This is a genomic window from Pseudomonas oryzae (assembly GCF_900104805.1).
Lineage (GTDB): Bacteria > Pseudomonadota > Gammaproteobacteria > Pseudomonadales > Pseudomonadaceae > Geopseudomonas > Geopseudomonas oryzae.
Map to the genome: position 1 here is coordinate 2,215,837 of NZ_LT629751.1, position 25,189 is coordinate 2,241,025.

11 protein-coding genes are annotated in these 25,189 nt (G+C 65.1%); 4 read left to right on the top strand and 7 right to left on the bottom strand.

Going from position 1 to position 25,189, the window contains the following annotated elements:
• Positions 1-3: 3 nt before the first annotated feature.
• Positions 4-9,393 carry a retention module-containing protein gene (locus BLT78_RS09845; protein WP_157719523.1) on the bottom strand — a complete coding sequence of 3,130 codons (9,390 nt, stop codon included), beginning with the start codon at positions 9,391-9,393 and terminating at the stop codon, positions 4-6.
• 470 nt (positions 9,394-9,863) lie between these two features.
• On the opposite strand from BLT78_RS09845, the gene BLT78_RS09850 reads away from it, so the two are divergent.
• From BLT78_RS09850 to BLT78_RS09860, 3 genes are all read left to right on the top strand, one after another.
• Positions 9,864-11,216 carry a TolC family outer membrane protein gene (locus tag BLT78_RS09850; RefSeq protein WP_090348808.1) on the top strand — a complete coding sequence of 451 codons (1,353 nt, stop codon included), beginning with the start codon at positions 9,864-9,866 and terminating at the stop codon, positions 11,214-11,216.
• 152 nt (positions 11,217-11,368) lie between these two features.
• Positions 11,369-13,528: a type I secretion system permease/ATPase gene (locus tag BLT78_RS09855; protein ID WP_090348809.1), complete on the top strand. Its 2,160-nt coding sequence runs from the start codon at positions 11,369-11,371 to the stop codon at positions 13,526-13,528.
• A 10-nt stretch (positions 13,529-13,538) separates the two neighbouring features.
• On the top strand, positions 13,539-14,894 hold the full coding sequence (locus tag BLT78_RS09860) for an HlyD family type I secretion periplasmic adaptor subunit (protein ID WP_090348810.1): 1,356 nt from the start codon (positions 13,539-13,541) through the stop codon (positions 14,892-14,894).
• Between the two features lie 57 nt (positions 14,895-14,951).
• On the opposite strand, the gene BLT78_RS09865 is transcribed toward BLT78_RS09860, so the two are convergent.
• From BLT78_RS09865 to BLT78_RS09895, 6 genes are all read right to left on the bottom strand, one after another.
• Positions 14,952-15,566, bottom strand: coding sequence for a tRNA-uridine aminocarboxypropyltransferase (locus BLT78_RS09865; RefSeq protein ID WP_090348811.1), 615 nt, complete (start codon positions 15,564-15,566; stop codon positions 14,952-14,954).
• A 37-nt stretch (positions 15,567-15,603) separates the two neighbouring features.
• Complete coding sequence (locus BLT78_RS09870) at positions 15,604-16,560, bottom strand: DMT family transporter (protein ID WP_090348812.1); 957 nt, start codon at positions 16,558-16,560, stop codon at positions 15,604-15,606.
• A gap of 222 nt (positions 16,561-16,782) precedes the next feature.
• Positions 16,783-17,964 (bottom strand): vWA domain-containing protein, encoded by a 1,182-nt coding sequence (locus tag BLT78_RS09875; RefSeq protein WP_090348813.1) that lies wholly within the window; start codon positions 17,962-17,964, stop codon positions 16,783-16,785.
• 19 nt (positions 17,965-17,983) lie between these two features.
• A complete protein-coding gene (locus BLT78_RS09880) occupies positions 17,984-19,120 on the bottom strand; it encodes a response regulator (protein ID WP_090352245.1) in 1,137 nt (378 codons plus the stop codon).
• A gap of 34 nt (positions 19,121-19,154) precedes the next feature.
• Positions 19,155-22,982: a PAS domain-containing hybrid sensor histidine kinase/response regulator gene (locus tag BLT78_RS09885; RefSeq protein WP_172830780.1), complete on the bottom strand. Its 3,828-nt coding sequence runs from the start codon at positions 22,980-22,982 to the stop codon at positions 19,155-19,157.
• A 67-nt stretch (positions 22,983-23,049) separates the two neighbouring features.
• The gene (locus BLT78_RS09895) at positions 23,050-23,895 is read right to left on the bottom strand and encodes an AAA family ATPase (protein WP_090348814.1); all 846 of its coding nucleotides are present in this window, start codon (positions 23,893-23,895) and stop codon (positions 23,050-23,052) included.
• A 162-nt stretch (positions 23,896-24,057) separates the two neighbouring features.
• Here BLT78_RS09895 and cysK point away from each other — a divergent pair, with 162 nt between their 5' ends.
• Complete coding sequence (gene cysK / locus BLT78_RS09900; protein WP_090348815.1) at positions 24,058-25,032, top strand: cysteine synthase A; 975 nt, start codon at positions 24,058-24,060, stop codon at positions 25,030-25,032.
• The last annotated feature ends 157 nt before the right edge of the window (positions 25,033-25,189 follow it).

A 25,189-nucleotide genomic window follows, 5' to 3' on the forward strand; every position in this document is an offset into this window, starting at 1 on the left:
AGATTAGACGGTGTCGACCTTTAGCGTGCCGTCGCCGAGCATGCCGGTGATGACATCAGCCTCGCTGCTGCCGTAGCCACCGGGTGCGGCACTCAGCAGGTTGACGTCCTGGAGGACGATGGTCTGGTCGACAGGGATCGCCCCGACTCCAGCCCCAGCGGCCGGATCAAAGTTCCCACTGGAACTCACCCTGATGACCGTGTCGACAGCCGCGGTACCGCCGAGATTTGCCGTGCTGATGTCGATGTACCCCAAGAGGTTACCGATATCCCCGGAATGTCCATGCTCTCCGCTGAGAAGGTCGGCGAGATCCAGGCGATCCCCTCCCATCGAGAAGCCCTTGCTGAAGTCTGTGATGGTGTCGATGGCACCTGCTGCGACATCATCGGCTTGCCAGACGAAGGTATCCTTGCCTGCACCGCCAGTCAGCGTGTCATTGCCCTGGCCGCCGAACAGGATGTCATCGCCAGGATCACCGATCAGAGTGTCATTGCCACCGTAACCGAACATATAATCCTGGCCATCGGTCCCGGTGAGGGTCTCCCCGCTTTCGGTTCCCCAGATGCTCTTGGTATCCGGATAGACCGTCATGTCGATATTGCTAGTGACCGCATCCCCATCCCCATCGAATCCCGTTACTGGTAGCTCGAAGCTTACCGGCTGGATATCGGTCGATTGACCGAAAGAGAACTCAGCCAGTTTGAAGCTGGTGGTTGTACCATCCACAGATACTGTACCGTTGACGGACTCGATCCCCTCGATCTCCAGCGCATTGAAGTCTTCAGGATTACCCTGTGCATCGACGCTGTGTATTTCGAAAGTCCAGTCGTTCCCGATGTTGTAGAGAATCACCCCATTACCGTCTTGGGCAACGTGATTGGCGTTGCTCTGGACATTGCCTGCCGCATCGTAAATGACGATCTCGCTGGCCAAGAGGGCCAACGGGATCTGGCTGATCGTACCGAGCCCTCCCCCGACCATGGTGCTAGTCGCATTGGTTGCACTACCAGTCACTTCGTAGATGCGCAGCCTGAAATCGGCATCCTTGCCGCCACCAGAGATGGAAATCTTCTGTTTGAACGCATAAATGTCGCTCTGGTATCCACTGAAACTGTAGCTTTTGTTGTTCGGCGAATCGACCACGCTGAGATTGGTCACTAGGTCGTAACGGATCACTTCGGTATTGGATATCTCGTTTCCTTGCCCTACCCCGAGTTCGGTGGAGTTACTGTTAACGGTTCCGGCACTCCCACCCAGCGGCAGGATCTCCGAAGAAACCAGCACGTCATCACTGCCGTCGAGATCAGGGTTCTGAGTTGTCCCGATGTTCAATCCCTTGAAAGGAACGTTGCCGCCACCGATCCCGGAAAGATCCTTGACGACGGTAATCAACTCATTGGAAATGAAGGTACCTTCGAACATGGTGATGGATACATCACCACCGGGGTTGATTTGTGCCGAGAATGCCACGTCCCCATCAGCGGTCTTCGCAACAATGTGCTGATTGTCACCTTGGTAGAAGAGATAAAGCAGCTCGTTGTTCAGGAACAGGTCGTTATCGTCAACATCCTGGAAGACCTGACCGTCCGTGATGGTGAACTCGATAGAACCAACACCATCCGATCCAGCTGCTCCGGCGAAGTTGAGCGACTTGGTAACAGTCGTAGGGAGAGGGTTCTCTATCCCCAGCACTACATGGACATCGTCTGGGGTGAAGGGACTCGGGCCGTCGTCGTCGAAGCTGAACGCCGAGGTCGTGTTATTGGCCAGCACGATCGTATCGGAGGCCACTATCTGGTCGCCATCGCCGTCGACACGGGTGACCTGGACCTGCAGCGACAGTGTGCTGCCCGGCGCCAGCAGCAGCTGCACCGCCTCGTCGTACAGACTGTCGTTGCCGTTATCCAGCGCCTCGTACAGGGTGGTCTGCAACTGCAGCGAGCCACCGACATTGACGATCTCGATCTTGAAAACGGTCTGGTTGGTGGCGTCCTTGCCTTCCAGCACGCCGGCACCCGTGGCGAATAGGGTGATCGCCCCGCCATTGGTGGCCACCAGGTTGGTGGCCAACCCACCAGCCGGGACGCCGGTGAAGCTCACCACCGTGCTGAGCGAGCCCGCGCCATCCGAGCCGTAGCTGCCGCTGATGTTGAACAGCCCCAGCAGTCCGCCACTCAGCGCCGTGGTCGCCCGCGCCAGCGCGCCGGGCACATCGTCGTTGACGTAGCTGTCGGCCGCTTCGCCAGCGGCGTAGTGGTCGGCGTGGCCGGTGGTTTCGTCCAGCGAGACCGTCACTGCCGCCGTACCGCCGGCATTGGCCGTCACGGTCTGGGTCGGGCCATCGTCGTCGAAGCTGAAGGCCGAAGTCGTGTTATTGGCCAGCACCACCCTGTCGGAAGCCACGATGGTGTCGCCATCGCCGTCGACACGGGTTACCTGCAGTTGCAGCGACAGCGTGCTGCCCGGCTCCAGCAACAGGCTCACCGCCTCGTCGTACAGACTGTCGTTGCCGTTGTCCAGCGCCTCGTACAGGGTGGTCTGCAGTTGCAGCGCGCCACCGACGTTGACGATCTCGATCTTGAAAACGGTCTGGTTGGTGGCGTCCTTGCCTTCCAGCACGCCGGCACCCGTGGCGAATAGGGTGATCGCCCCGCCATTGGTGGCCACCAGGTTGGTGGCCACCCCGCCGGCCGGCACACCCTGGAAGGTCACCGCCGTGCTCAGCGAGCCCGCACCGTCCGAACCGTAGCTGCCGCTGACGGTGAACAGCCCCAGCAGTCCACCGTTCAGCGCCGTGGTCGCCCGCGCCAGCGCGCCGGGCACATCGTCATTGACGTAGCTGTCGGCCGCTTCGCCAGCGGCGTAGTGGTCGCTGGGGCCGGTGGTTTCGTCCAGAGAAACCGTCACTGCCACCGTACCGCCGGCATTGGCCGTCACGGTCTGGGTCGGGCCATCGTCGTCGAAGCTGAAGGCCGAAGTCGTGTTATTGGCCAGCACCACCCTGTCGGAAGCCACGATGGTGTCGCCATCGCCGTCGGTACGGGTTACCTGCAGTTGCAGCGACAGCGTGCTGCCCGGCTCCAGCAGCAGGCTCACCGCCTCGTCGAACAGCCCGTCGGTGCCGTTGTCCAGCGCCTCGTACAGGGTGGTCTGCAGTTGCAGCGCGCCACCGACGTTGACGATCGCGATGGTGAACACCGTGTCGCCATCGGCGTCCACACCGCTCAGTTGAGTCGGGCTGCTGGCGATCAGGGTGATCGCACCGCCATCGGTGGCCACCAGGTTGGTGGCCACCCCGCCGGCCGGCACACCCTGGAAGGTCACCGCCGTGCTCAGCGAGCCCGCACCGTCCGAACCGTAGCTGCCGCTGACGGTGAACAGCCCCAGCAGTCCGCCACTCAGCGTCGTGGTCGCCCGCGCCAGCGCGCCGGGCACATCGTCATTGACGTAGCTGTCGGCCGCTTCGCCAGCGGCGTAGTGGTCGCTGGGGCCGGTGGTTTCGTCCAGAGAAACCGTCACTGCCACCGTACCGCCGGCATTGGCCGTCACGGTCTGGGTCGGGCCATCGTCGTCGAAGCTGAAGGCCGAAGTCGTGTTATTGGCCAGCACCACCCTGTCGGAAGCCACGATGGTGTCGCCATCGCCGTCGGTACGGGTTACCTGCAGTTGCAGCGACAGCGTGCTGCCCGGCTCCAGCAGCAGACTCACCGCCTCGTCGTACAGACTGTCGGTGCCGTTATCCAGCGCCTCGTACAGGGTGGTCTGCAACTGCAGCGAGCCACCGACATTGACGATCTCGATCTTGAAAACGGTCTGGTTGGTGGCGTCTTTGCCTTCCAGCACGCCGGCACCCGTGGCGAATAGGGTGATCGCCCCGCCATTGGTGGCCACCAGGTTGGTGGCCAACCCACCAGCCGGGACGCCGGTGAAGCTCACCACCGTGCTGAGCGAGCCCGCGCCATCCGAGCCGTAGCTACCGCTGATGTTGAACAGCCCCAGCAGTCCGCCACTCAGCGTCGTGGTCGCCCGCGCCAGCGCGCCGGGCACATCGTCGTTGACGTAGCTGTCGGCCGCTTCGCCAGCGGCGTAGTGGTCGACGGGGCCGGTGGTTTCGTCCAGCGAGACCGTCACTGCCGCCGTACCGCCGGCATTGGCCGTCACGGTCTGGGTCGGGCCATCGTCGTCGAAGCTGAAGGCCGAAGTCGTGTTATTGGCCAGCACCACCCTGTCGGAAGCCACGATGGTGTCGCCATCGCCGTCGGTACGGGTTACCTGCAGTTGCAGCGACAGCGTGCTGCCCGGCTCCAGCAACAGGCTCACCGCCTCGTCGAACAGCCCGTCGGTGCCGTTGTCCAGCGCCTCGTACAGGGTGGTCTGCAGTTGCAGCGCGCCACCGACGTTGACGATCGCGATGGTGAACACCGTGTCGCCATCGGCGTCCACACCGCTCAGTTGGGTCGGGCTGCTGGCGATCAGGGTGATCGCACCGCCATCGGTGGCCACCAGGTTGGTGGCCAACCCACCAGCCGGGACGCCGGTGAAGCTCACCACCGTGCTCAGCGAGCCCGCACCGTCCGAACCGTAGCTGCCGCTGACGGTGAACAGCCCCAGCAGTCCACCGCTCAGCGCCGTGGTCGCCCGCGCCAGCGCGCCGGGCACATCGTCATTGACGTAGCTGTCGGCCGCTTCGCCAGCGGCGTAGTGGTCGCTGGGGCCGGTGGTTTCGTCCAGCGAGACCGTCACTGCCGCCGTACCGCCGGCATTGGCCGTCACGGTCTGGGTCGGGCCATCGTCGTCGAAGCTGAAGGCCGAAGTCGTGTTATTGGTCAGCACCACCCTGTCGGAAGCCACGATGGTGTCGCCATCGCCGTCGGTACGGGTTACCTGCAGTTGCAGCGACAGCGTGCTGCCCGGCTCCAGCAGCAGGCTCACCGCCTCGTCGAACAGCCCGTCGGTGCCGTTGTCCAGCGCCTCGTACAGGGTGGTCTGCAGTTGCAGCGCGCCACCGACGTTGACGATCGCGATGGTGAACACCGTGTCGCCATCGGCGTCCACACCGCTCAGTTGAGTCGGGCTGCTGGCGATCAGGGTGATCGCACCGCCATCGGTGGCCACCAGGTTGGTGGCCACCCCGCCGGCCGGCACACCCTGGAAGGTCACCGCCGTGCTCAGCGAGCCCGCACCGTCCGAACCGTAGCTGCCGCTGACGGTGAACAGCCCCAGCAGTCCACCGTTCAGCGCCGTGGTCGCCCGCGCCAGCGCGCCGGGCACATCGTCATTGACGTAGCTGTCGGCCGCTTCGCCAGCGGCGTAGTGGTCGCTGGGGCCGGTGGTTTCGTCCAGAGAAACCGTCACTGCCACCGTACCGCCGGCATTGGCCGTCACGGTCTGGGTCGGGCCATCGTCGTCGAAGCTGAAGGCCGAAGTCGTGTTATTGGCCAGCACCACCCTGTCGGAAGCCACGATGGTGTCGCCATCGCCGTCGGTACGGGTTACCTGCAGTTGCAGCGACAGCGTGCTGCCCGGCTCCAGCAGCAGGCTCACCGCCTCGTCGAACAGCCCGTCGGTGCCGTTGTCCAGCGCCTCGTACAGGGTGGTCTGCAGTTGCAGCGCGCCACCGACGTTGACGATCGCGATGGTGAATACCGTGTCGCCATCGGCGTCCACACCGCTCAGTTGAGTCGGGCTGCTGGCGATCAGGGTGATCGCACCGCCATCGGTGGCCACCAGGTTGGTGGCCAGTCCGCCGGCAGGTACCCCCTGGAAGCTCACCTCCGTGATCAGCGCGCCCACTCCATCCGAGCCGTAACTGCCGCTGACGTTGAACAGGCCGAGCAGTCCACCGCTCAGCGTCGTGGTCGCCCGCGCCAGCGCGCCGGGCACATCGTCATTGACGTAGCTGTCGGCCGCTTCGCCAGCGGCGTAGTGGTCGCTGGGGCCGGTGGTTTCGTCCAGCGAGACCGTCACTGCCGCCGTACCGCCCGCATTGGCCGTCACGGTCTGGGTCGGGCCATCGTCGTCGAAGGTGATCGTCAACGTTCCCTGGGCCTTGCTGTCGTCCGCATCGGCTACCGTGTAGTAGATGAGATCGACCGTAGCGTCGTTCTCGGTGTTGTCGCCAACCTGCCCGTCAAGAGAGGGGTGCAGCACGTTATCGTGCAGGGTGACCGTGAACTCGCCAGTGGTGGGGTCGTCAACCTCAACAGTGAACAGCACGCCGCGCGGCCCTATGGCGGTCAGCGTATTGTTGGCGGCATTCCAGCTGTACGTTACCGTCTCGGTGCCAACCGTCGCCGTCTTGCCATCCATTGCGGCGAAGCTGATCGAGCCGGGGCCATCGGGGCCGAAGTCGTGGACGAGAACGCCACTGAAGGTGGCCTCATTCAGATCCGGGTCCGGAGTCACCACAAGGTCATCCTGCGTGCTCGCAGGGTTACCGCCCAGGAGTCCGTCGTCGTCAACAGCTGCAAAGGTCTGCCCGGCGGTCGGCACATTGGCATCGGTGATGCTGAAACTGGCGTTTTTGGTTACGGCATCGCCGTCGCCGTCAGTCACCGTGAACGTCAGGTTGTCGACCACTGCTACGTCGCTGATCACGCTAGCATCGGCGGTGAAACTGTAACTTCCATCCGCCTTGACCTTGATCAGACCGTGACCGGTATCGATCTGCTGGGAGTAGCCATCCTGGCCGAAGCTGAGTGCCTGCCCATTGACATGAGTGACGCTCGCTCCGTCGGCCCCCGCGACGAAGTCGAAGCTCCCGACAACAGTGGTTCCCTCGAGCAGGCTGCGCTGCCCTTCGTCAGAAGCACTGGGCATGTCGTCGTCGAAGGTAATGCTCAGAGTCCCGCGGGCGACGCTATTGTCGGCATCCGACACGGTGTAATAGACCAGATCCGCGATAGCATCATTCTCGGTATTGTCACCGGCCACGCCGTTCAGAGGCGCGTGCAACACGTTCTGCAACAGCGTGACGGTATAGGCTCCGGTCAACGGGTTGACCGCAACGGTGAACAGCTGCAGGCCATCGCGACCACCACCCTCGACAATAGCGGTCAAGGTGCTGGTGTCGTCATCCCAGGAATAGCGGACTGTTTCGCTGCCTATAGCCTGCGTCTCGCCTTGCATGCTGGCGAAGCTGATGGTACCGGGACCATCCCCGCCGAAGTCGTGCGGCAACGTGCCGCTGAAGGTGGCTTCGTCGAGGTCAGGATCCGGCGCGACGAGCAGATCCCCCAGCGTACTGACCGGATTACCGCCCGAGAGCCCATCGTCATCCACTGCCGCAGCAGTCTTCCCTGCGCTCGGTGCATTGGCATCCAGGATACCGATGGAGAAGTTTTCCGTCACGGCGTCACCATCGCCATCAGTAACCGTGAAGGTGATGTTGTCGGTCACAATTTCTGGATTCAGGACACTGGCATCTGCAGTGAAGCTGTAGCTGCCATCGGCTTTGACCTTGATCAGCCCATGACCGGTATCGATCGCCTGCGAGTAGCCATCCTGGCCAAAGATCAGTGCCTGACCATTGATATGGGTGACATTTGCGCCATCGGCGCCGGCCACGAAATCGAAGACGCCGCTGAAGCTGTCTCCTTCATCGAGGACACGCAGTGGCTCTTCCGTAGCGGAGGGCATGTCGTCGTCGAAAGTGATGCTTAGGGTGCCCTGGGCAGTGCTGTCGTCCGCATCGGATACCGCGTAGTAGATGAGATCGGCGGTCGCCTCGTTCTCCGAATTGTCCCCGAGCTGCCCATCCAGCGACTCGTGCAGCACATTCTGCAGCAACGTGACGGTGTAGCTACCAGTGAGAGGATCGACTACCACAGTGAAAAGTGCACCACGGGGACCAGTTGCCGTCAGGGTATTGCTGTCGGCATTCCAGCTGTAGGTGACGGTTTCGGTACCCACGGTACCGATCTTGCCGTCCATCGCAATGAAGGTGATTGCGCCGGGACCATCAGCACCGAAGTCGTGCGGCAGCGTGCCACTGAATGTCGCCTCGTTGCCATCTGGGTCCGGCGAAACCACCATATCGCCCGCCGAGCTAGCAGCATTACCGCCTTCCAGGCCATCCTCATCTACCGCCGCCCTCGCATCGCCGGCCGTTGGTGCATTGGCATCGGTGATGCTGAAGCTTGCATCTTGTGTCACTGCATCGCCATCACCATCGGTAACGGTGAAGGTGAGGTTATCGACTACCGGTTCTCGACTGATCACGCTGGCATCGGCTGTGAAGCTGTAGATGCCATCCGCCTTGACCTTGATCAGCCCGTTTCCGGTATCGATTACCTGCGAGAAACCATCCGCACCAAAGACCAATTGAATACCGTTGATGTGGGTGACCGTTGCCCCGTCGGCACCTGCCGTGAAGTCGAATACGCCCGTGATGGTGGCGCCTTCGGCAAGGCCTTGCTGCGGTTCAGCGAATACCAGTGGGACATCATCGGCAATAACGATATCCAGCGAGGCTGAAGCGCTCGAACCATCCGTATCCGTCACGACTACAGGAAAGCTCTCCCCTGCCAGATCGCTTCCCGGTGCATGATCCACGGGGGCCTGCAGGGTGTAGGTGTAGGAAACCGTGCCGCCGGTCTCGGTGCCGCTATAGCCATTGATGACGAGCTCCCCGGCGGGAGTATCGATTACCAGGGGATAGGTTGAAGCATTGGCCAATTCAGCATAAGTGAGGGTGATGCCGGCGATGCTAACCGTGGCGATGCCATCCAGGGCCGTGATGGTGAAGCTTCCATTCTGGGTCAGGGGATCCGACCTATCCGTGCCGTTGGGCAGGTCATCCTCATCGAGTCGGACTTCGCCCCCCACAACTCCCAGCCCGTCAATGATCACACCATTGTCCGGCAACTCATCCGCATCGACCGGAAACTCGGTCGGCGACAACGGTGCGAACGGCAGCGGCCCGGTGGGATAACCGATGTTCGGATCGACGCGATCCGCGGTTTCGCCGAGCAGTACGAAGGAGATGCCGCCCCCGCCAGCACCAGCGCCACCCGCCCCGCCGGCTCCCGGGCCGGCGGCGGTGGCCGGCAGGCCGGTGGTCGGGTCGATGCCGGCGGCAATGGCTTTCTGAATCTGCTCAACGTCGGTGAGAAGGGCGCTGCTGGGGGCCTCCGCCGAGCTGGAGGGCTCGATCCTGGCCCTGGCCTCCTCGCCGGCCAGCAGCTGGTCATCCAGGGTCAGGATGCTTTCGCGCCCGACCGTCAGCTCCTCACCATTGACCAGGCGAATGGCCACCGCGCCGTCGGCACCGGTGAGCAACTGCTCGCCGGCGTAGACGCGATCGCCCTGCTCCAGCAGACGTTTGCTGCCATCAGCCGCTACCGCATGAACCTCGCCGACAATCGTTTTGACGACACCGATCAACCTAGCCATGACTCATCCTCCAGTAGCCGCTCCAAGCGGCCAGCGTGCATCGCCGAGTCAGGCAGAGGAGGTGTCGGAAGCCAGCCAATCAGGTGAAGAGTGCAGATGCATGCGGTTGCTCGGGCCACTCACCGCAGACCAAATGACAGAAAATCGTCATTCCAGTGACCATGAATCCACAACGACCGGCTTCCCCCTGGCTGTGCTCTCCTTTCCCTTCTGCCCGATCTACATGAATCCTCAAAAAACCCGCTGAATACGCGCACATACGCGGATTTTTCCCTCCTTAAAAAATGGCCAGTATTCGTAAGAACACATAAGACTGTTTCGACATAGGTGTTATGAAGAACTCTTCTGAGCATTTCCACAGGGATGTTCTTACATGTCTTTAGAACCGGGACGAGCTCAAGGCGCAGGATATGCCACTTTTTTGGCGCCTGACCAACCCGCTAAAAATGGACAGTGGAAAGGAGATACCCATGCGCCTCTCACCCCTGTGGGTCGGTATTCTGATGGCGGCAGGATTCAACCAGGCTTCGGCCATGAGTCTTTCGGAAGCGATTCAGAGCACGATCGACAATCACCCCGAAATTCACTCCGGTACCAACAGCCGCCTATCCGCTGACGAAGAGCTGAAGATCGCCAAGGGGGGCTACCTACCCACAGTGGACATGCTCGCCAGCTATGGGCGCGAGCAGACCGACAGCCCCAGCACCCGCATCGTCGGCGACCACAACAAGGAAACCCTGAATGCCCGCACGGCCGAGCTGCGGCTGCGCCAGATGGTGTTCGACGGCTTCTATACCCCCAACGAGGTGGCTCGCAACGAAGCGGTGGTGAACTCCAAAGCCTATCGCCTGCTGGGTGCATCGGAGAGCCTGGCACTACGCACCGTCGAGGTTTACCTGGATGTCCTCAAGCGCCGCGAGATGGTGGCCCTGGCCGAGAATAACCTGCAGGCCCACCGGCGCATCCACGACCAGATCAGCCTGCGCGCCCAGCGCGGCGTCGGCAGCACCGCCGACCGCGACCAGTCGGAAGCCCGTCTGGCCCTGGCCGAGAACAACCTCTACACCGAGCAGGTGAATCTGGCCGACGCCGAGGCGAACTTCTTCAGCGCCGTGGGCCGCATGCCCGACCAGCTGGAGACGCCCTCCTCGATCAAGCCGCAAATGCCTGACAGCGTCGCCACCGCCCGCGACACGCTGATGGACAACAACCCCCTGCTCAAGTCGGCCCAGGCCGACGTCAACGCGGCCGAGAAACAGTACGAGGCCGCCAAGTCCAAGTTCTACCCGCGCTTCGATGTCGAGCTGTCGGGCACCGCCGACGACGACATCCAGGGCGACGAGGGCCACTACAACACCTGGTATGCCGGCGTGGTGATGAACTACAACCTGTTCAACGGCATGCGCGACAAGTCGCTGCTGCAGGCCAACGCCCACAAGATCAACGAGTCGATGGACATCCGCAACAACGCGCTGCGGGTGCTCAACGAGAACCTGATGCTGTCGTGGAACGCCATGGAAAACGCCCGCCTGCAAACGCCCAGGGCCCGCGACTACGCGGACTATAGCGCCCGGGTTCGCGAGGCGTATCAGCAGCAGTTCTCCCTGGGCCAGCGCACCCTGCTCGACCTGCTGGACAGCGAGAACGAACTCTTCACAGCCAACCGGCGCTACACCGAAGTGCGCTACACCGAAGAATTCTCGATGTACCGGGTGATGGCCACCCTGGGCAACCTGCTGCGCACCCACAACATCGTGGCGCCGACCGAGGCCGTGGCCCTGACCGAGGTGAAGAGCGAGGCACGCCTGCCGGCCATGAAGTGAACCAGGGGACACGTGGATCCTGCAGGCACAGCCGGCTCGCAGAGGCCGGTGGCGACCCGGGGGAAAAGGTCGCCAGCCTGCAGGTTTCGCGCTTCATGGAAGATCTCGACAACTTGAATTAATGACTCACTTGCGGGATGGGGGATGTCGTCATGACAACCATGGAACAGGTGGGCAATGCGGTCGATCCGCGGCAACTTCACGATGACCCGCTGCTCGATGGCCTGCTGATCCTCGGCAGGCTGCATGGGCGGACGGTCAGCCGGGCCAGCCTCAGCGCCGGCCTGCCCCTCGCCAACCAGCTGCTCAGTCCTGACCTGCTGCCTCGCGCGGCGGCTCGCGCCGGTCTGCAGGCCCGTCTGCTGCGCCGCCCGCTGGATGCCATTTCCGCCCTCAACCTGCCGGTACTCCTGCTGCTCAAGGATGGTCGCAGCGCGGTGCTGCGCCAATGGGACGAGCAAGGCCGCGCGCTGATCCTGCCTTCGGAGGCCGCCGGAGGCGAGCAATGGGTCGAGCGCGAGCAGCTGGCCAGCGAGTATTCCGGCCAGGCCCTGTTCGCCCGCCCGCGCCATGAACTGGAGGAGCTGCGCACACCACTGGTGCCACGGGTACAGTCCTGGTTTCGCGACACCCTCAAGCTGTCGCGCGGCCTGTATACCGACGCCATCCTCGCCAGCCTGCTGATCAACCTGCTCGGTCTGATGGTGCCGCTGTTCGTCATGCAGACCTACGACCGGGTGGTGCCCAATCAGGCGCTCTCCACCCTGTGGGTGCTGACCATCGGCCTGCTGCTCGGCACCCTGTTCGAGCTGCTGCTGCGCGTGCTGCGTTTCCGTCTGCTGGACGTGGCCGGCAAGAAAACCGACGTGGTGCTCTCCGCCACCCTGTTCGAGCGCATCACCGGGATGATGATGAAGGCGCGCCCCGCCTCCGTCGGCGGTTTCGCCCAGAGCATCCACGACTTCCAGGGCCTGCGCGAATTCCTCACCGCGGTGACCCTGACCAGCCTTATCGACCTGCCCTTCGCGCTGCTGATGATGCTGGTAATCGGCCTGCTCGGCGGCTGGCTGGTGGTGATTCCGTTGCTGGCCTTCCCGATCACCGCCCTGTTCGCCCTGATCATCCAGCAGCGCCTGCGCGACACCGTGCAGCGCAGCCTGGCGCTGGGCGCCGAACGCCAGGCCCTGCTGATCGAGACCCTCAGCGGTCTGGAAACCCTGAAGAGCTGCGGGGCCGAGAGCGAGCGCCAGCACCAGTGGGAAAGCACCCACGGCGCCTTGACCCGCCTCGACGCCCACGCCCGCACGCTCTCGGCCATCGCCATGAACGGCACCCTGTTCCTGCAACAGCTGGCGGGGGTGGCGATGATCGTGGCCGGCGTCTATTCCATCATCGCCGGCAGCCTGAGCGTCGGCGCGCTGGTCGCCTGCTACATGCTCAACGGCCGGATCATGGCACCGCTCGGGCAGATCGCCAGCCTGATCACCCGCCATCAGCAAGCCCAGTTGACCATGAAGAGCACCGACGCGCTGATGGCCCTGCCGCAGGAGCGCGACAACCAGCAGCGCCCCCTGGAGCATGCCCGCCTGAAAGGCGCCATCGAGCTGCGCCAGGTGGCCTTCAGCTATCCGGGGCAGAGCGGCCCGGCCCTGCAGGGCGTCAACCTGCGCGTCGCCCCCGGCGAGAAGATCGGCATCATCGGCCGCAGCGGCTCGGGCAAGAGCACCCTGGCGCGCCTGCTGATGGGCTTCTACGCGCCGAACGAAGGTCAGATCCTGTTCGACGGGCTCGACCAGCGGCAGATCGACGTAGCCGACCTGCGCCACCAGATCGGCTACGTCGCCCACGACCTGCCGCTGCTCTCCGGCACCCTGCGCAGCAACCTGACCCTGGGAGCTCGCTACGTCAGCGACGAGCGCCTGCTCGAAGTCGCCGACCTGACCGGGGTCAGCGACCTGGCCCGCCAGCATCCGCAGGGCTTCGAGCGACCGGTGGGCGAGCGCGGTCAGCTGCTCTCGGGCGGACAGCGCCAAGCCGTGCTGCTGGCGCGCGCGCTGATGCTCGACCCGCCGATCCTGGTGCTGGACGAACCCACCAGCTCGATGGACAACAGCAGCGAGGAAGTGCTGCGCAATCGCCTGCGCGACTGGAACCGCAACAAGACACTGCTGCTGATCACCCACCGTACCGCCATGCTCAGCCTGGTGGATCGCCTGATCGTGCTCGATGGCGGCAAGATCGTCGCCGACGGCCCGAAGGAAGCCGTGATCGAGGCCCTGCGCAAGGGCCGCGTCGGCCCCGCATCGGTTTGAGGAGGCAATCATGGGCGCTCTGCAGAATGCCGGCGACTACCTGAACATGCGGCGTGACAAGCACGATATCGAGTTCATGCCCGAGGTGCAGGGCGCGCTGGTGGAGGACTCCACCCGCCTGACCCGGCTGACCGTATGGCTGATCGCCCTGCTGCTGCTCACCGCGCTGGTCTGGGCGCACTTCGCCGTGCTCGACGAGGTGACCACCGGCGAAGGCAAGGCGATTCCCTCGAGCAAGCTGCAGACCATCCAGAACCTGGAGGGCGGCATAGTCGCGGAGATCTTCGTCCGTGAAGGCCAGGTGGTGAACAAGGGCGACATGCTGCTGCGCCTGGACGATACCCGCTTCGTCTCCAACAAAAGCGAGAGCGAAGCCGACCGCCTCGCCCTGCTCGCCCGGGTCGAACGCCTCAGCGCCGAGGCGGAGGGCCGCGAACTGCGGTTGCCGGAGGAGATCGCCAGCGCAGCTCCGGGGCTGGCCGCCGACGAGCTGGCGCTGTATCGCTCGCGCCAGCAGGGCCTGACCAGCGAGGTCAACATCCTGAATGAGCAGCTGCGGCAGAAGACCCAGGAGCTGGCGGAGTTCCGAGCCAAGGCCCAGCAGTACCGCTCCAGCCTCGGCCTGATCCAGAGTGAGCTGAACATGTCCGAGCCGCTGGTGAAGAGTGGCGCCATCTCCCAGGTGGAAATCCTCCGCCTGCGCCGCAGCGCGGTGGAAACCCGCGGCGCGCTGGAGGCCACCACCCTGGCGATCCCGCGCGCCGAAGCCGGGGTCAAGGAGGTGGAACGCAAGATCGAGGAGGCCAGGCTGCGGTTTCGCACCGAGGCCCTGAAGGAGCTCAACGAGGTGCGCACCGAACTGAGCAAGATCACCGCCTCCAGCCTCGCCATCGAGGACCGGGTCAGCCGCACCTCGGTGGTCTCGCCGGTACATGGCATCGTCAAGCAGCTCAAGGTCAACACCATCGGTGGGGTGGTACAGCCGGGCAGCGATCTGGTCGAAGTCGTGCCGCTGGAGGACAGCCTGCTGATCGAGGCGCGCATCCGCCCGCAGGATATCGCCTTCCTGCACCCCGGCCAGCAGGCGATGGTCAAGTTCACCGCCTACGACTACACCATCTACGGCGGCCTCAAGGCCAAGCTCGAACTGATCAGCGCCGACACCATCACCGACGAGGAAGGCAACAGCTTCTACCTGATCCAGGTGCGCACCGAGAAGAGCCACCTGGGCAGCGAGGAGAAGCCGCTGCTGATCATTCCCGGCATGGTGGCCAACGTCGACATCATCACCGGCCACAAGAGCGTGCTGGACTACCTGCTCAAGCCGGTGCTCAAGGCGCGCACCGAAGCCCTGCGCGAGCGCTGAATCGCCGCCACCGGAAGCCGACACGTTGCGCAGTTCGGGGGCCGCTGGCCCCCGAGTTCATTCCGGGCGGCCTTCGCCCAGGTGATTGCGCCGGTAGGTGTCCTCGCCCATCGCCGCGATCTGCCCGTCGATCAGCGCCTCGAACGGTCGCAGCAGCGCATCGAAGCGCCCCGCCCCTTCCAGCGTGTTGAGGCAGTGGACGATGGCCTCCAGAGTGGACAACGCGCCCGGACCGGGCGCCTTGCGCAGTCGATAGCGACTGGCCCGCGCCTCCTCCAGGGTCAGCCGCGGCAACCGGGCAAGCCAGGGATTGCAGTGCAGGATGCGCCGTGCCTTGCGCCAGGTGCCGTCGGGCACGATCAGCCAGCGCTCGCCCTGCGGGCCGGCATCGGCCGCCGCCAGCTGCTCGACGCTGCACGCCTGCTCACCGGGAAACAGCAGCCAGACCTCGCGGCCGGCCAGCTCCATCTCCAGCTCGGGGAAATGCTCGCCCACGCGCAGGTCGGCATTGGCCAGGCCAAGGGCCGCCAGGCGGGCGGTGTTCAGCGCATGGCGCGTCTCGTCCGGGTGCTGGAGGATCAGCACCCGGGTGCGGTTTTCGAGATGAGGGATCAGCGGACACAGGCAATGCGTCAGCGGTCGCGCACAGCGCGGGCAACGGGCTCGGGACATGGTGCTGATTGTCGCACGGTGACCACCGGAAAATCGCCTAGCAGCCTTCGCGAACCTGCCCGCGCGCCGACGCCGAAGTGCCCAGCACCCGCCGCCACCAGCCATCGGCGCTGACCAGGCTGATGCCGAGCAGCACCAGCAGCCCGCCGGCGACGAAGAAGACATCGAGGCGCTCGTCCAGCAGCAGCACGCCGAAGGCCACGCCGAACAGCGGCGTGAGGAACGAGCACACGCCGATCTGCGCGGCGAGGTAGCGACGCAGCAGCCAGAACCAGGCCAGATAGCTGGCGAAGGACACCAGCACGCCCTGGAACAGCAGGCTGCCCCATACCGGCGCCGTGAAGCTCGCCCCGGCGGCCTGGCCGGTCAGCCAGGCCAGTGGCAGCAGCAGCACGGCCGAGCCGGCCAGCTGGTAGAGCAGGGTTTTCGAGGCCGACGCCTCGGCTAGTCGCGAGCAGCGCACGGCGACCGTGGTCATGCCCCAGCACAGCCCGGCCAGCAGGGCCCACAGATCGCCCAGCAGCACCTGCACGGACAACCGCTGGCGCAGCGCGCCGGCGCCGAAGGCCAGCAAGATGCCGGCAAAAGCCAGCAGGATGCCGCCCCACTGCAGGCGGCGCAGACGCTCGCCGGGCGACAGCAGATGCAGCCCCAGGGCAGAGAAGATCGGTGCGGTATACAGCAGCACCACCACATGGGAAGCACTGGCGTACCGCAGCGCTTCGGCCGCGGACATGAACTCGAGGGTGAACAGCACGGCGACCAGCGCCCCGGCACGCCAGGTGCCGTCGCCCGGACTGAACGGCTGGCGACGGCAGAGCATGAACAGCCCCACCAGCAGCGCAGCGATCGCCGAGCGCAGAGCGACCTGCAGCAGTGGCGACATGTCCGGCGCCGCCAGCTTGATCGCCACCTGCTGCATGCCCCACAGGGAACAGAGCAGCACCATCAACTGCAGGGCGAAGGCATCCATACCGCGGCGACTGGCAGACATGGGCAACTCCTCAGGCATGAGCGCGCCCCGGCACGGAGGCGGCGGGATCGCGAGGAAGGTTCTTCTGCTTGGCTACGCCCCGATGATGCGGCGCCGGGCGCTGACGCCGGTTACCCGCCTGCGACCAGGCGAATGCCTGTTCGCGTCATTTCGCGGCCATGTCGGAGGGTCGAGGAGGGAGTACGGCGGGGCGGCCCGAGGGCAGGCCGCCGGGAAGGGACTTCAGTTGGCGGCGAGGAAGCGCATGCCCTCCTCCAGGCCGGCCGGGGTCAGCGGGTACATGCGCTCCTGCACCAGTTCGCGTACCAGGGCGTTGGAGCTGCTGTACTTCCAGGCGTCCTGCGGATAGGGGTTGATCCAGATGAGCTTCCTGTAGGTGTCCATGAAGCGCTGCATCCAGACGAAGCCCGGCTCCTCGTTCCAGTGCTCGACGCTGCCGCCGGCGTGGGTGATCTCGTAGGGCCCCATCGAGGCATCGCCGACGAACACCACCTTGTAGTCCGGGCCGTACTTGTGCAGCAGGTCCCAGGTGGCGATCCGCTCGCTGTGGCGGCGCTGGTTGTCCTTCCACACCGACTCGTAGACGAAGTTGTGGAAGTAGAAGTGCTCGAGATGCTTGAACTCGGTGCGGCAGGCGGAGAACAGCTCCTCGCAGACCTTGACGTGGGTGTCCATGGAGCCGCCGATGTCGAGCAGCAGCAGGAGCTTGACCGCGTTGCGCCGCTCGGGACGCATGCGGATGTTGAGCAGGCCGGCGTCGCGCGCGGTGTGCTCGATGGTGCCGTCGAGATCGAACTCCTCGGCCGCGCCCTCGCGGGCGAACTTGCGCAGCCGGCGCAGGGCGAGCTGGATGTTGCGCGAACCGAGCTCCATCTGGTCGTCGAGGTTGCGGTACTGGCGCTGCTCCCAGACCTTGGCCGCCCGCCCCTGACGCTCGCCGGCGTCGCCGACGCGGATGCCCTCGGGATGGTAGCCGCCGGAACCGAACGGGCTGCTGCCGCCGGTACCGATCCACTTGTTGCCGCCGGCATGCCGCTCCTTCTGCTCCTCCAGACGCTGCTTGAACGCCTCGAGCAGCGCATCGAGGCCACCCAGGCTCTTGAGCTGCGCCTTGTCCTCCTCGCTGAGGAAGCGCTCGAACTCCTTGCGCAGCCAGTCCTCGGGGATCAGCGCCTGCAGCGCCGCATCGAGGTTCTGCAGCCCCTGGAAGTAGGCGGCGAAGGCGCGGTCGAACTTGTCGAAATGGCGCTCGTCCTTGACCAGCACGGTACGCGCCAGGAAGTAGAAGGCGTCCATGTCGGCGAACACCACCTGGCGCTCGAGCGCTTCGAGCAGGTCGAGCAGTTCGCGCAGCGACACCGGCACCTTGGCCGCACGCAGTTCGTTGAACAGATTGAGCAGCATCGTCAGGTTCCGTGCAGAATCAGGCCGGTTGCAGCTGCGCGCTGGGCATCGAGGCCTCTGCGGCGGCGACCGCGGAATCAGCCGGGCTGGCAGCCACGGTCCAGAAGCCATCCTCGAGCGTGCCCAGGTGGTCGGCGAACTGCTCGCGGATGCGCAGGATCTGCGGCAGTGCCTGCTTGAACGGCCCGATCAGCCCCGGATCGAAATGGAGGCCGACCTGGGACTCGATGTGGTTGAGGGTTTCCTCCAGCGTCCAGGGCTTCTTGTAAGGGCGGGTGCTGGTCAGGGCGTCGAACACGTCGGCCAGCGCGACGATACGCGCCATCAGGGGGATCTCCTGGCCTTTCAGGCCCTGCGGATAGCCGCTGCCGTCCCACTTCTCGTGGTGGCACAGCGCGATGGTGCGTGCCGCCTGCAGCAGTTCGTCGCTGTGCTGGCCGATGATTTCCGCCCCGATCTCCGGGTGACGGCGCATGATCGCCCACTCATCGGCATCCAGTCGGCCCGGCTTGAGCAGGACGCAGTCGGGGATGCCGATCTTGCCGACATCGTGCATGGGGGCGGCATTGAACAGGATGTCCAGGCTCTTTTCCCCCAGTCCGAAGGCAGCGCCGATCAGCCGGCAGTAGTGGCTGATGCGGATGATGTGATTGCCCGTCTCGTTGTCGCGGAACTCCGCTGCACGACCCAGGCGGCGGATGATTTGCTGCCGCGTGTTGAACAGCTCGGCCGTGCGCTCGCTGACCTGACGCGCCAGCTCGCGGTTCTGGTCATACAGCGCCAGATGGGTGCGCACCCGGGCCAGCACGATCGCCGGGCTGATCGGCTTGGCGATGTAGTCCACCGCGCCCAGCTCGAGGCCGCGCTGCTCGTCCTCCACCTCGTTCATGGCGGTGACGAAGATCACCGGAATGTCGCGGGTATCCGGATTGCTCTTGAGCTGCTGGCACACATGGTAGCCGTCCATGCCGGGCATCATGATGTCGAGCAGGATCAGGTCCGGTGGGGTGGCCGAAGCGGCGATCTTCAGCGCCTTCTCGCCGCTGAGGGCGATCCGGATGCGGTAGTGGGGCGACAGCACTTCGTTGAGGATGTCGATGTTTTCGGCAACGTCATCCACCAGCAGGATGGTGCTCTGGGCCTGATCTGAGCTCATATCTGTTCCCTGATGTGGTGTCGTACATCCAAGACTACGCGCCTGCACAGGCACGGGCCAGCGTCGGATCGCGCTGCAGCAGTTCCAGCGCCGCTTCGAACTCGTAGCGACCGATCAGACGCTGCAGCTGCGCCGCAGTCTCCTGCAGGCCCAGCCCGGCCAGCGGATCGAGCAGCTGCTCGAGACACTTGCCGGCCTCCCCGTCGTCGTCGCGCAGCAAACCCGCCAGGCGCTGCAGGCCTGCGCCGAGCCCGGCAAGATCGACCTCGGCCGCCGGCGCCGCCGGGGCCGACAGCGGCGAAGCGGCGCGCGCCAGTGCCGCACCGATGCGCTCGATTTGTGCCTGCAGCTCGCACTGCAGGTCGGCCAGGCGCTGCCCGCAGTCCACTGCGTCCGGCTGACGCAAGTGCGCCTCCAGCTCGGCGGCAATGCTCGCCAGCAGCTGGGCGCCGATATTGCCCGCCAGCCCCCTGAGGGTGTGCGCGGCGCGCAGCGCCAACTCCCGGTCGCCGGCCTGCAGGGCCTGGCCGATGCACACGGCGGCGTCGCCCTGGGTTTCGCAGAAACGTTCGAGCAACTTGCGCAGCAGCGCCCGGTTGCCTCCCAGGCGCTGCAGGGCGGCCTCCTGCTGCAACCCGGCAACCGCCGGCAATTCGCAGTCCTCCACCGGCGCCACTGGCGCCGCCTGCTGCTGCGCCTGGCCAACCTTGACCCAGCGGTGCAGGGTGAGGAACAGCTGGGTCACATCAATGGGCTTGGCGATATGGTCGTTCATGCCGGCAGCCAGGCATTTCTCCCGGTCACCGGCCATCGCATTGGCCGTCATCGCCAGCACCGGCAGATCGGCCAGGGCCGGCTGCCGGCGAATGCGCCGGGTCGCCTCGAAGCCATCCAGCACCGGCATCTGGCAATCCATCAGCACGCCATCGTAACTGTGCTCGGCAAGCATGCTCAGCGCCTCGGCGCCGTTGCCGGCAACCGTCACGCGAATTCCGGCGCGGCTGAGGATCTCCGTGGCCAGCTCCTGGTTGACCAGGTTGTCCTCCACCAGCAGCAACGACGCCCCGCGCAGGGCCTTCTGCGCCTCGCGATACTCGGCATGCAGCTCCAGCTTGCGCGGGCGCGCCGTGCTTTCCTTGCCGAAGGCGTTGAGGATGCTGTCAAGCAGCGTCGAGGGGGTAACCGGCTTGACCAGCACCCCCTCGACCCGATTATTGCCGAGCCGGGCGAGCAGCTCGTCGCGGCTGTAGGCCGTGACCATGACGAACAGCGGCGTGGCGCCGATCCGGCTGTCGTTGCGGATGGTGCGGATCGCCTGCACGCCGTCCATCCCCGGCATCATCCAGTCCATGATCACCAGCCGGAACGGTCGCCCGGCGAGATGGGCCTGCTCCAGTTGCGCGATGGCGTCCCTGGCATCGCCCGCCGTGGCCACCTCGAACTTCAGCGCCCGTAGCATGCCCTGGAAGATTTCCCGGGCGCTGGCATTGTCGTCGACCACCAGGACGGGCATGCCGAGCAGGTCGTCGCCGTTGACCAGCAATTCGCGCTGAATGTCCTGCAGGCGGAACGGCACGCGGAAGTGGAAGGTGCTGCCCAGGCCCGGCCGGGACCGCACGCCGATCTCGCCGCCCATCAGGTCGACCAGACGCTTGCAGATGGTGAGGCCCAGCCCGGTACCACCGTACTTGCGCGAGGTGGAGGAGTCGGCCTGGGTGAAGGCTTGGAACAGCTTGCCGCACTGTTCCTCGTTTAGACCGATACCGGTATCGCGCACCTCGAAACGCAACCAGCAAGCAGCCTCGCTGTCGTCGGCTTGCTCGCGTCGGATGGCGATGGTGATTTCGCCGCGCTCGGTGAACTTGATCGCATTGCTCAGCAGGTTGCTCAGCACCTGCCCGAGGCGCATGGGGTCGCCCAGCAGTCCGGTGGGCACATCGGTACCGATGTCGAACAGCAGCTCCAGGCCCTTCTCCTGGGCCTTGACCATCGCCTGATCGGTGAGGCTGCCGAGCACATCCTCGAGGAAGAACTCGACCTCCTCGAAATGCATCTTGCCGGCTTCGATCTTGGAGAAGTCGAGGATGTCGTTGATGATGCCCAGCAGGTTCTGCGCCGCCACATGGATCTTCTCCAGATAGCCGCGCTGGCGCGGCGGCGGATCGCTGTCCAGGGCCAGGTGGGCCATGCCGATGACCACGTTCATCGGCGTGCGGATTTCGTGGCTCATGTTGGCGAGAAAGTCGGACTTGAGCCGGGTCGCCTCCTCCGCCAGCTCCTTGGCTCGCGCCTGGGCCTGCTCGGCCTCCTTCTGCGCCGAGATGTCGATCAGCGAGCCGACCAGCCCGGCTACCTGGCCATCGCTGCTTCGGTAGCTGGCCAGGTTGTAGATCAGCGGATGCATGCACTGATCGGCCAGCGGCAGATAAACCTCCGCCGAAAAGACCCCGCCCTCGCGCAGGATGCGCTCGTTGGCCTGCTGAAAGAACAGACGATCTGAGGCCGGCAACTTGAAGAAATCCTGCACGGACTTGCCGATCAGCGCCTCGCGGTCGATCCGGAAGACGTCGACGAAGGCCTGATTGAAGCCCAGGTAGCGCCCCTCGACGTCCTTGAAGAACACCGGATAAGGCAGGGTGTCGAGCAGCACGCGCTGGAACTCCAGCTGGTCGGCGATGGCCTGCTCGAACTGCTTGCGCTGACTAAGGTCGCGCAGGGTCGCGCAGGCACAGGGCTTGCGCCCGGGCAGCGGCGGCAAGCGGGTCAGGCCGAGCTCGACCGGGAACTCGCGGCCGCTGCGGTCCACCCCGCGGAAGTCGCCACGCATGCTGCCCATAGGCCGGCTGCCATCCTCGCCCATGAAGCGCGCCCGCATCTGCGCATGCTGCAGGCGCACATTCTCCGGCACCAGAGCGTCGACGCAGGTGCCGATCAGCGTACCGGGCTGATGGCCGAACAGCTCGTGGGCCTTGGGATTGGCGATCAGGATCCGTCCGTCGGTATCGACGATGAGCATGCCGTCCGGGGAGAACTCGATGATCTGCCGATACCAGGCTTCGGCCTGGCTGCTCTGTACACGCTGGGCATCCAGCTCGACCAGGGTGTTCTGGAAGCTGCGCAAGGCACGGCTGAGATCGCCGATTTCCGACGGCTCGTCGGCATGCGGATAACTGAGATCACGCCGGCCGGCCAGCAACGCGCGGGTCTTGCCGGTCAGTGCAGTCAGCGGCTGCAGGACGCGGCGATGGTAGAAACGGCGCAGCACCAGCGCGACCAGCAGCAGACTCAGCAGCATCAGCACCTGGGTCAGCCCCACGGCCAGGTTAACCCGGTAGTCGAGCGCCTCGATCCTGGCCTCGTAGCCCGCGTGGACCAGTACGTCCAGCTGCCGCAGGGGGTCCTGGAGCGCCTCCTTCGCCGCCCGATGGTCGGCGCCGAACAGCAGCCCGATCGCCTGCTGGCGATCCCCGGCATTGACGAAGGCGAGCGCGCCCAGCTCCAGGGCGAGCAGGTCATCCGCGCTGCGCATGGCCTCCAGCATCAGCGCTTTCTGCCGGTCGTCCAGCGCCAGGGCGAAGAATCGTTCGGCTGCCTTGTCCCGCGAGCGCAGCCTGTCCCGCTCGGTGATGAAGGCCTGCTGGTATCGCTCCTCGCCGCTCACCACATAACTCAGCGCGGCCAGGGTCAGTGCCTGGGAGCCCAGTTGCAGCTCGTTGAGAGCATCGCTGGCATGGTGCTGGGCGCCGACGGTATTGCGACGCTCGATGGCCAGCAGCGCGGTCAGCATGATGCTGACGCAGGCCAGGGAAAGCAGGCCGACCACCAGGAAGGTGACCCGGTTGCTGAAATTGCCAAGCTTCATGAGATAGATGCTCCCTATCCTGGGATGGCGGCCGCGCCTGGCACGGTACGAATGTGCGAATGCGCCCTCAGCGCCCGGCGCGTCGACTCATGAACGCCAGCCGCTCGAGCAGCATCACGTCCTGTTCGTTCTTCACCAGCGCGCCGGCCAGCGGCGGGATGGCCTTGCTCGGGTCGCGCTCGCGCAGCACCGCCTCGCCGATCTGGTCGGCCATCAGCAGCTTGAGCCAGTCGACCAGCTCGGAGGTGGACGGCTTCTTCTTCAGCCCCGGCACCTTGCGGATGTCGAAGAAGATCTCCAGCGCCTCCTGCACCAGCTCCTGGCGGATGCCCGGGAAGTGCACGTCGACGATGCGCTGCAGGGTGGCGCGGTCGGGGAAGGCGATGTAGTGGAAGAAGCAGCGGCGCAGGAAGGCGTCGGGCAGCTCCTTCTCGTTGTTGGAAGTGATGATGATGATCGGCCGCTGCGCCGCCCTGATGGTTTCGCCGGTCTCGTAGACGAAGAACTCCATGCGGTCGAGTTCCTGCAGCAGGTCGTTGGGGAACTCGATGTCGGCCTTGTCGATCTCGTCGATCAGCAGCACCACCCGCTCGCCGGCCTCGAAGGCCTCCCACAGCTTGCCCTTGCGGATGTAGTTGCGCACGTCGTGAACCTTGTCGACGCCCAGCTGCGAGTCGCGCAGGCGGCTGACCGCGTCGTACTCGTAGAGGCCCTGGTGGGCCTTGGTGGTCGACTTGATGTGCCAGGTGATCAGCCGGGTGCCCAGCGCCTCGGCCAGCTGCTCGGCGAGCAGGGTCTTGCCGGTGCCCGGCTCGCCCTTGACCAGCAGCGGGCGCTGCAGGGTGATGGCGGCGTTGACCGCGAGCTTGAGATCGTCGGTGGCGACGTAGGAAGCGGTACCCTCGAACTTCATCGGAAGCAATCCTTGGACGAACTGGCGGAGCCGGCCCTGCCGGCGACAGATGTCCGACTATAGCGCGGCACCCGAGCCGGCGGAATCGCCGGTGCTGGACGCTCCCACGCCGACGGCATAGGCTGTCGCGGTTCAGCTTTTCATCGGAGGAGAAGGCCCGACATGAGCCGCATCTACGCAGACAACGCCCAAGCCATCGGCAACACGCCGCTGATCCGCATCAACCGTCTCGGCCCGCAGGGCGTGACCATCCTGGCCAAGAACGAGGGCCGCAACCCGGCCTACTCGGTCAAGTGCCGGATCGGCGCCAGCATGATATGGGACGCCGAACAGAGCGGCCGACTCAAGCCGGGCATGACCATCGTCGAGCCTACCTCCGGCAATACCGGCATCGGCCTCGCCTTCGTCGCTGCGGCCAAGGGCTACAAGCTGATCCTGACCATGCCGGCTTCGATGAGCCTGGAGCGGCGCAAGGTGCTCAAGGCGCTCGGCGCCGAACTGGTGCTCACCGAGCCGGCCAAGGGCATGAAGGGCGCCATCGACAAGGCCGGCGAGCTCGCCGCCTCCGATCCGCAGCAGTACCTGCTGCTGCAGCAGTTCGAGAACCCGGCCAACCCGGCGATCCACGAGCAGACCACCGGCCCGGAAATCTGGAACGACACCGACGGAGCCATCGACGTGCTGGTCGCCGGCGTCGGCACCGGCGGCACCATCACCGGCGTGTCGCGCTACATCAAGAACACCATGGGCAAGCCGATCCTCTCGGTGGCGGTGGAGCCGGCCGGCTCGCCTGTGATCAGCCAGACCCTGGCCGGCCAGGAGGTCAAGCCCAGCCCGCACAAGATCCAGGGCATCGGTGCCGGCTTCGTGCCGAAGAACCTCGACCTGTCGCTGGTCGACCGTGTGGAGACGGTCAATGACGACGAGGCCAAGGAAATGGCCCTGCGCCTGATGCGCGAGGAAGGCATCCTCTGCGGCATCTCCTGCGGCGCCGCCATGGCCGCCGCGGTGCGCATCGCCCAGGAGCCGGCGATGCAGGGCAAGACCATCGTGGTGATCCTCCCCGACTCCGGCGAGCGCTACCTGTCGAGCATGCTGTTCGACGGCCTGTTCGGCGAGCAGGAGTTGCAGCAGTAAATCCGGGAGTGCCGGCGGCGGACGCCGGCACTTCCCCCGCAGCCACGCGACTGGCTGTCCCGCCCCCAAACGTCAGCATCCATCGGCCTGCCGGTGCCAGCGCAAGCCGGCTCGTTCCCGCCCGCCGAAGTCGCTTCGCAAGGCGCCGGAAATGGCG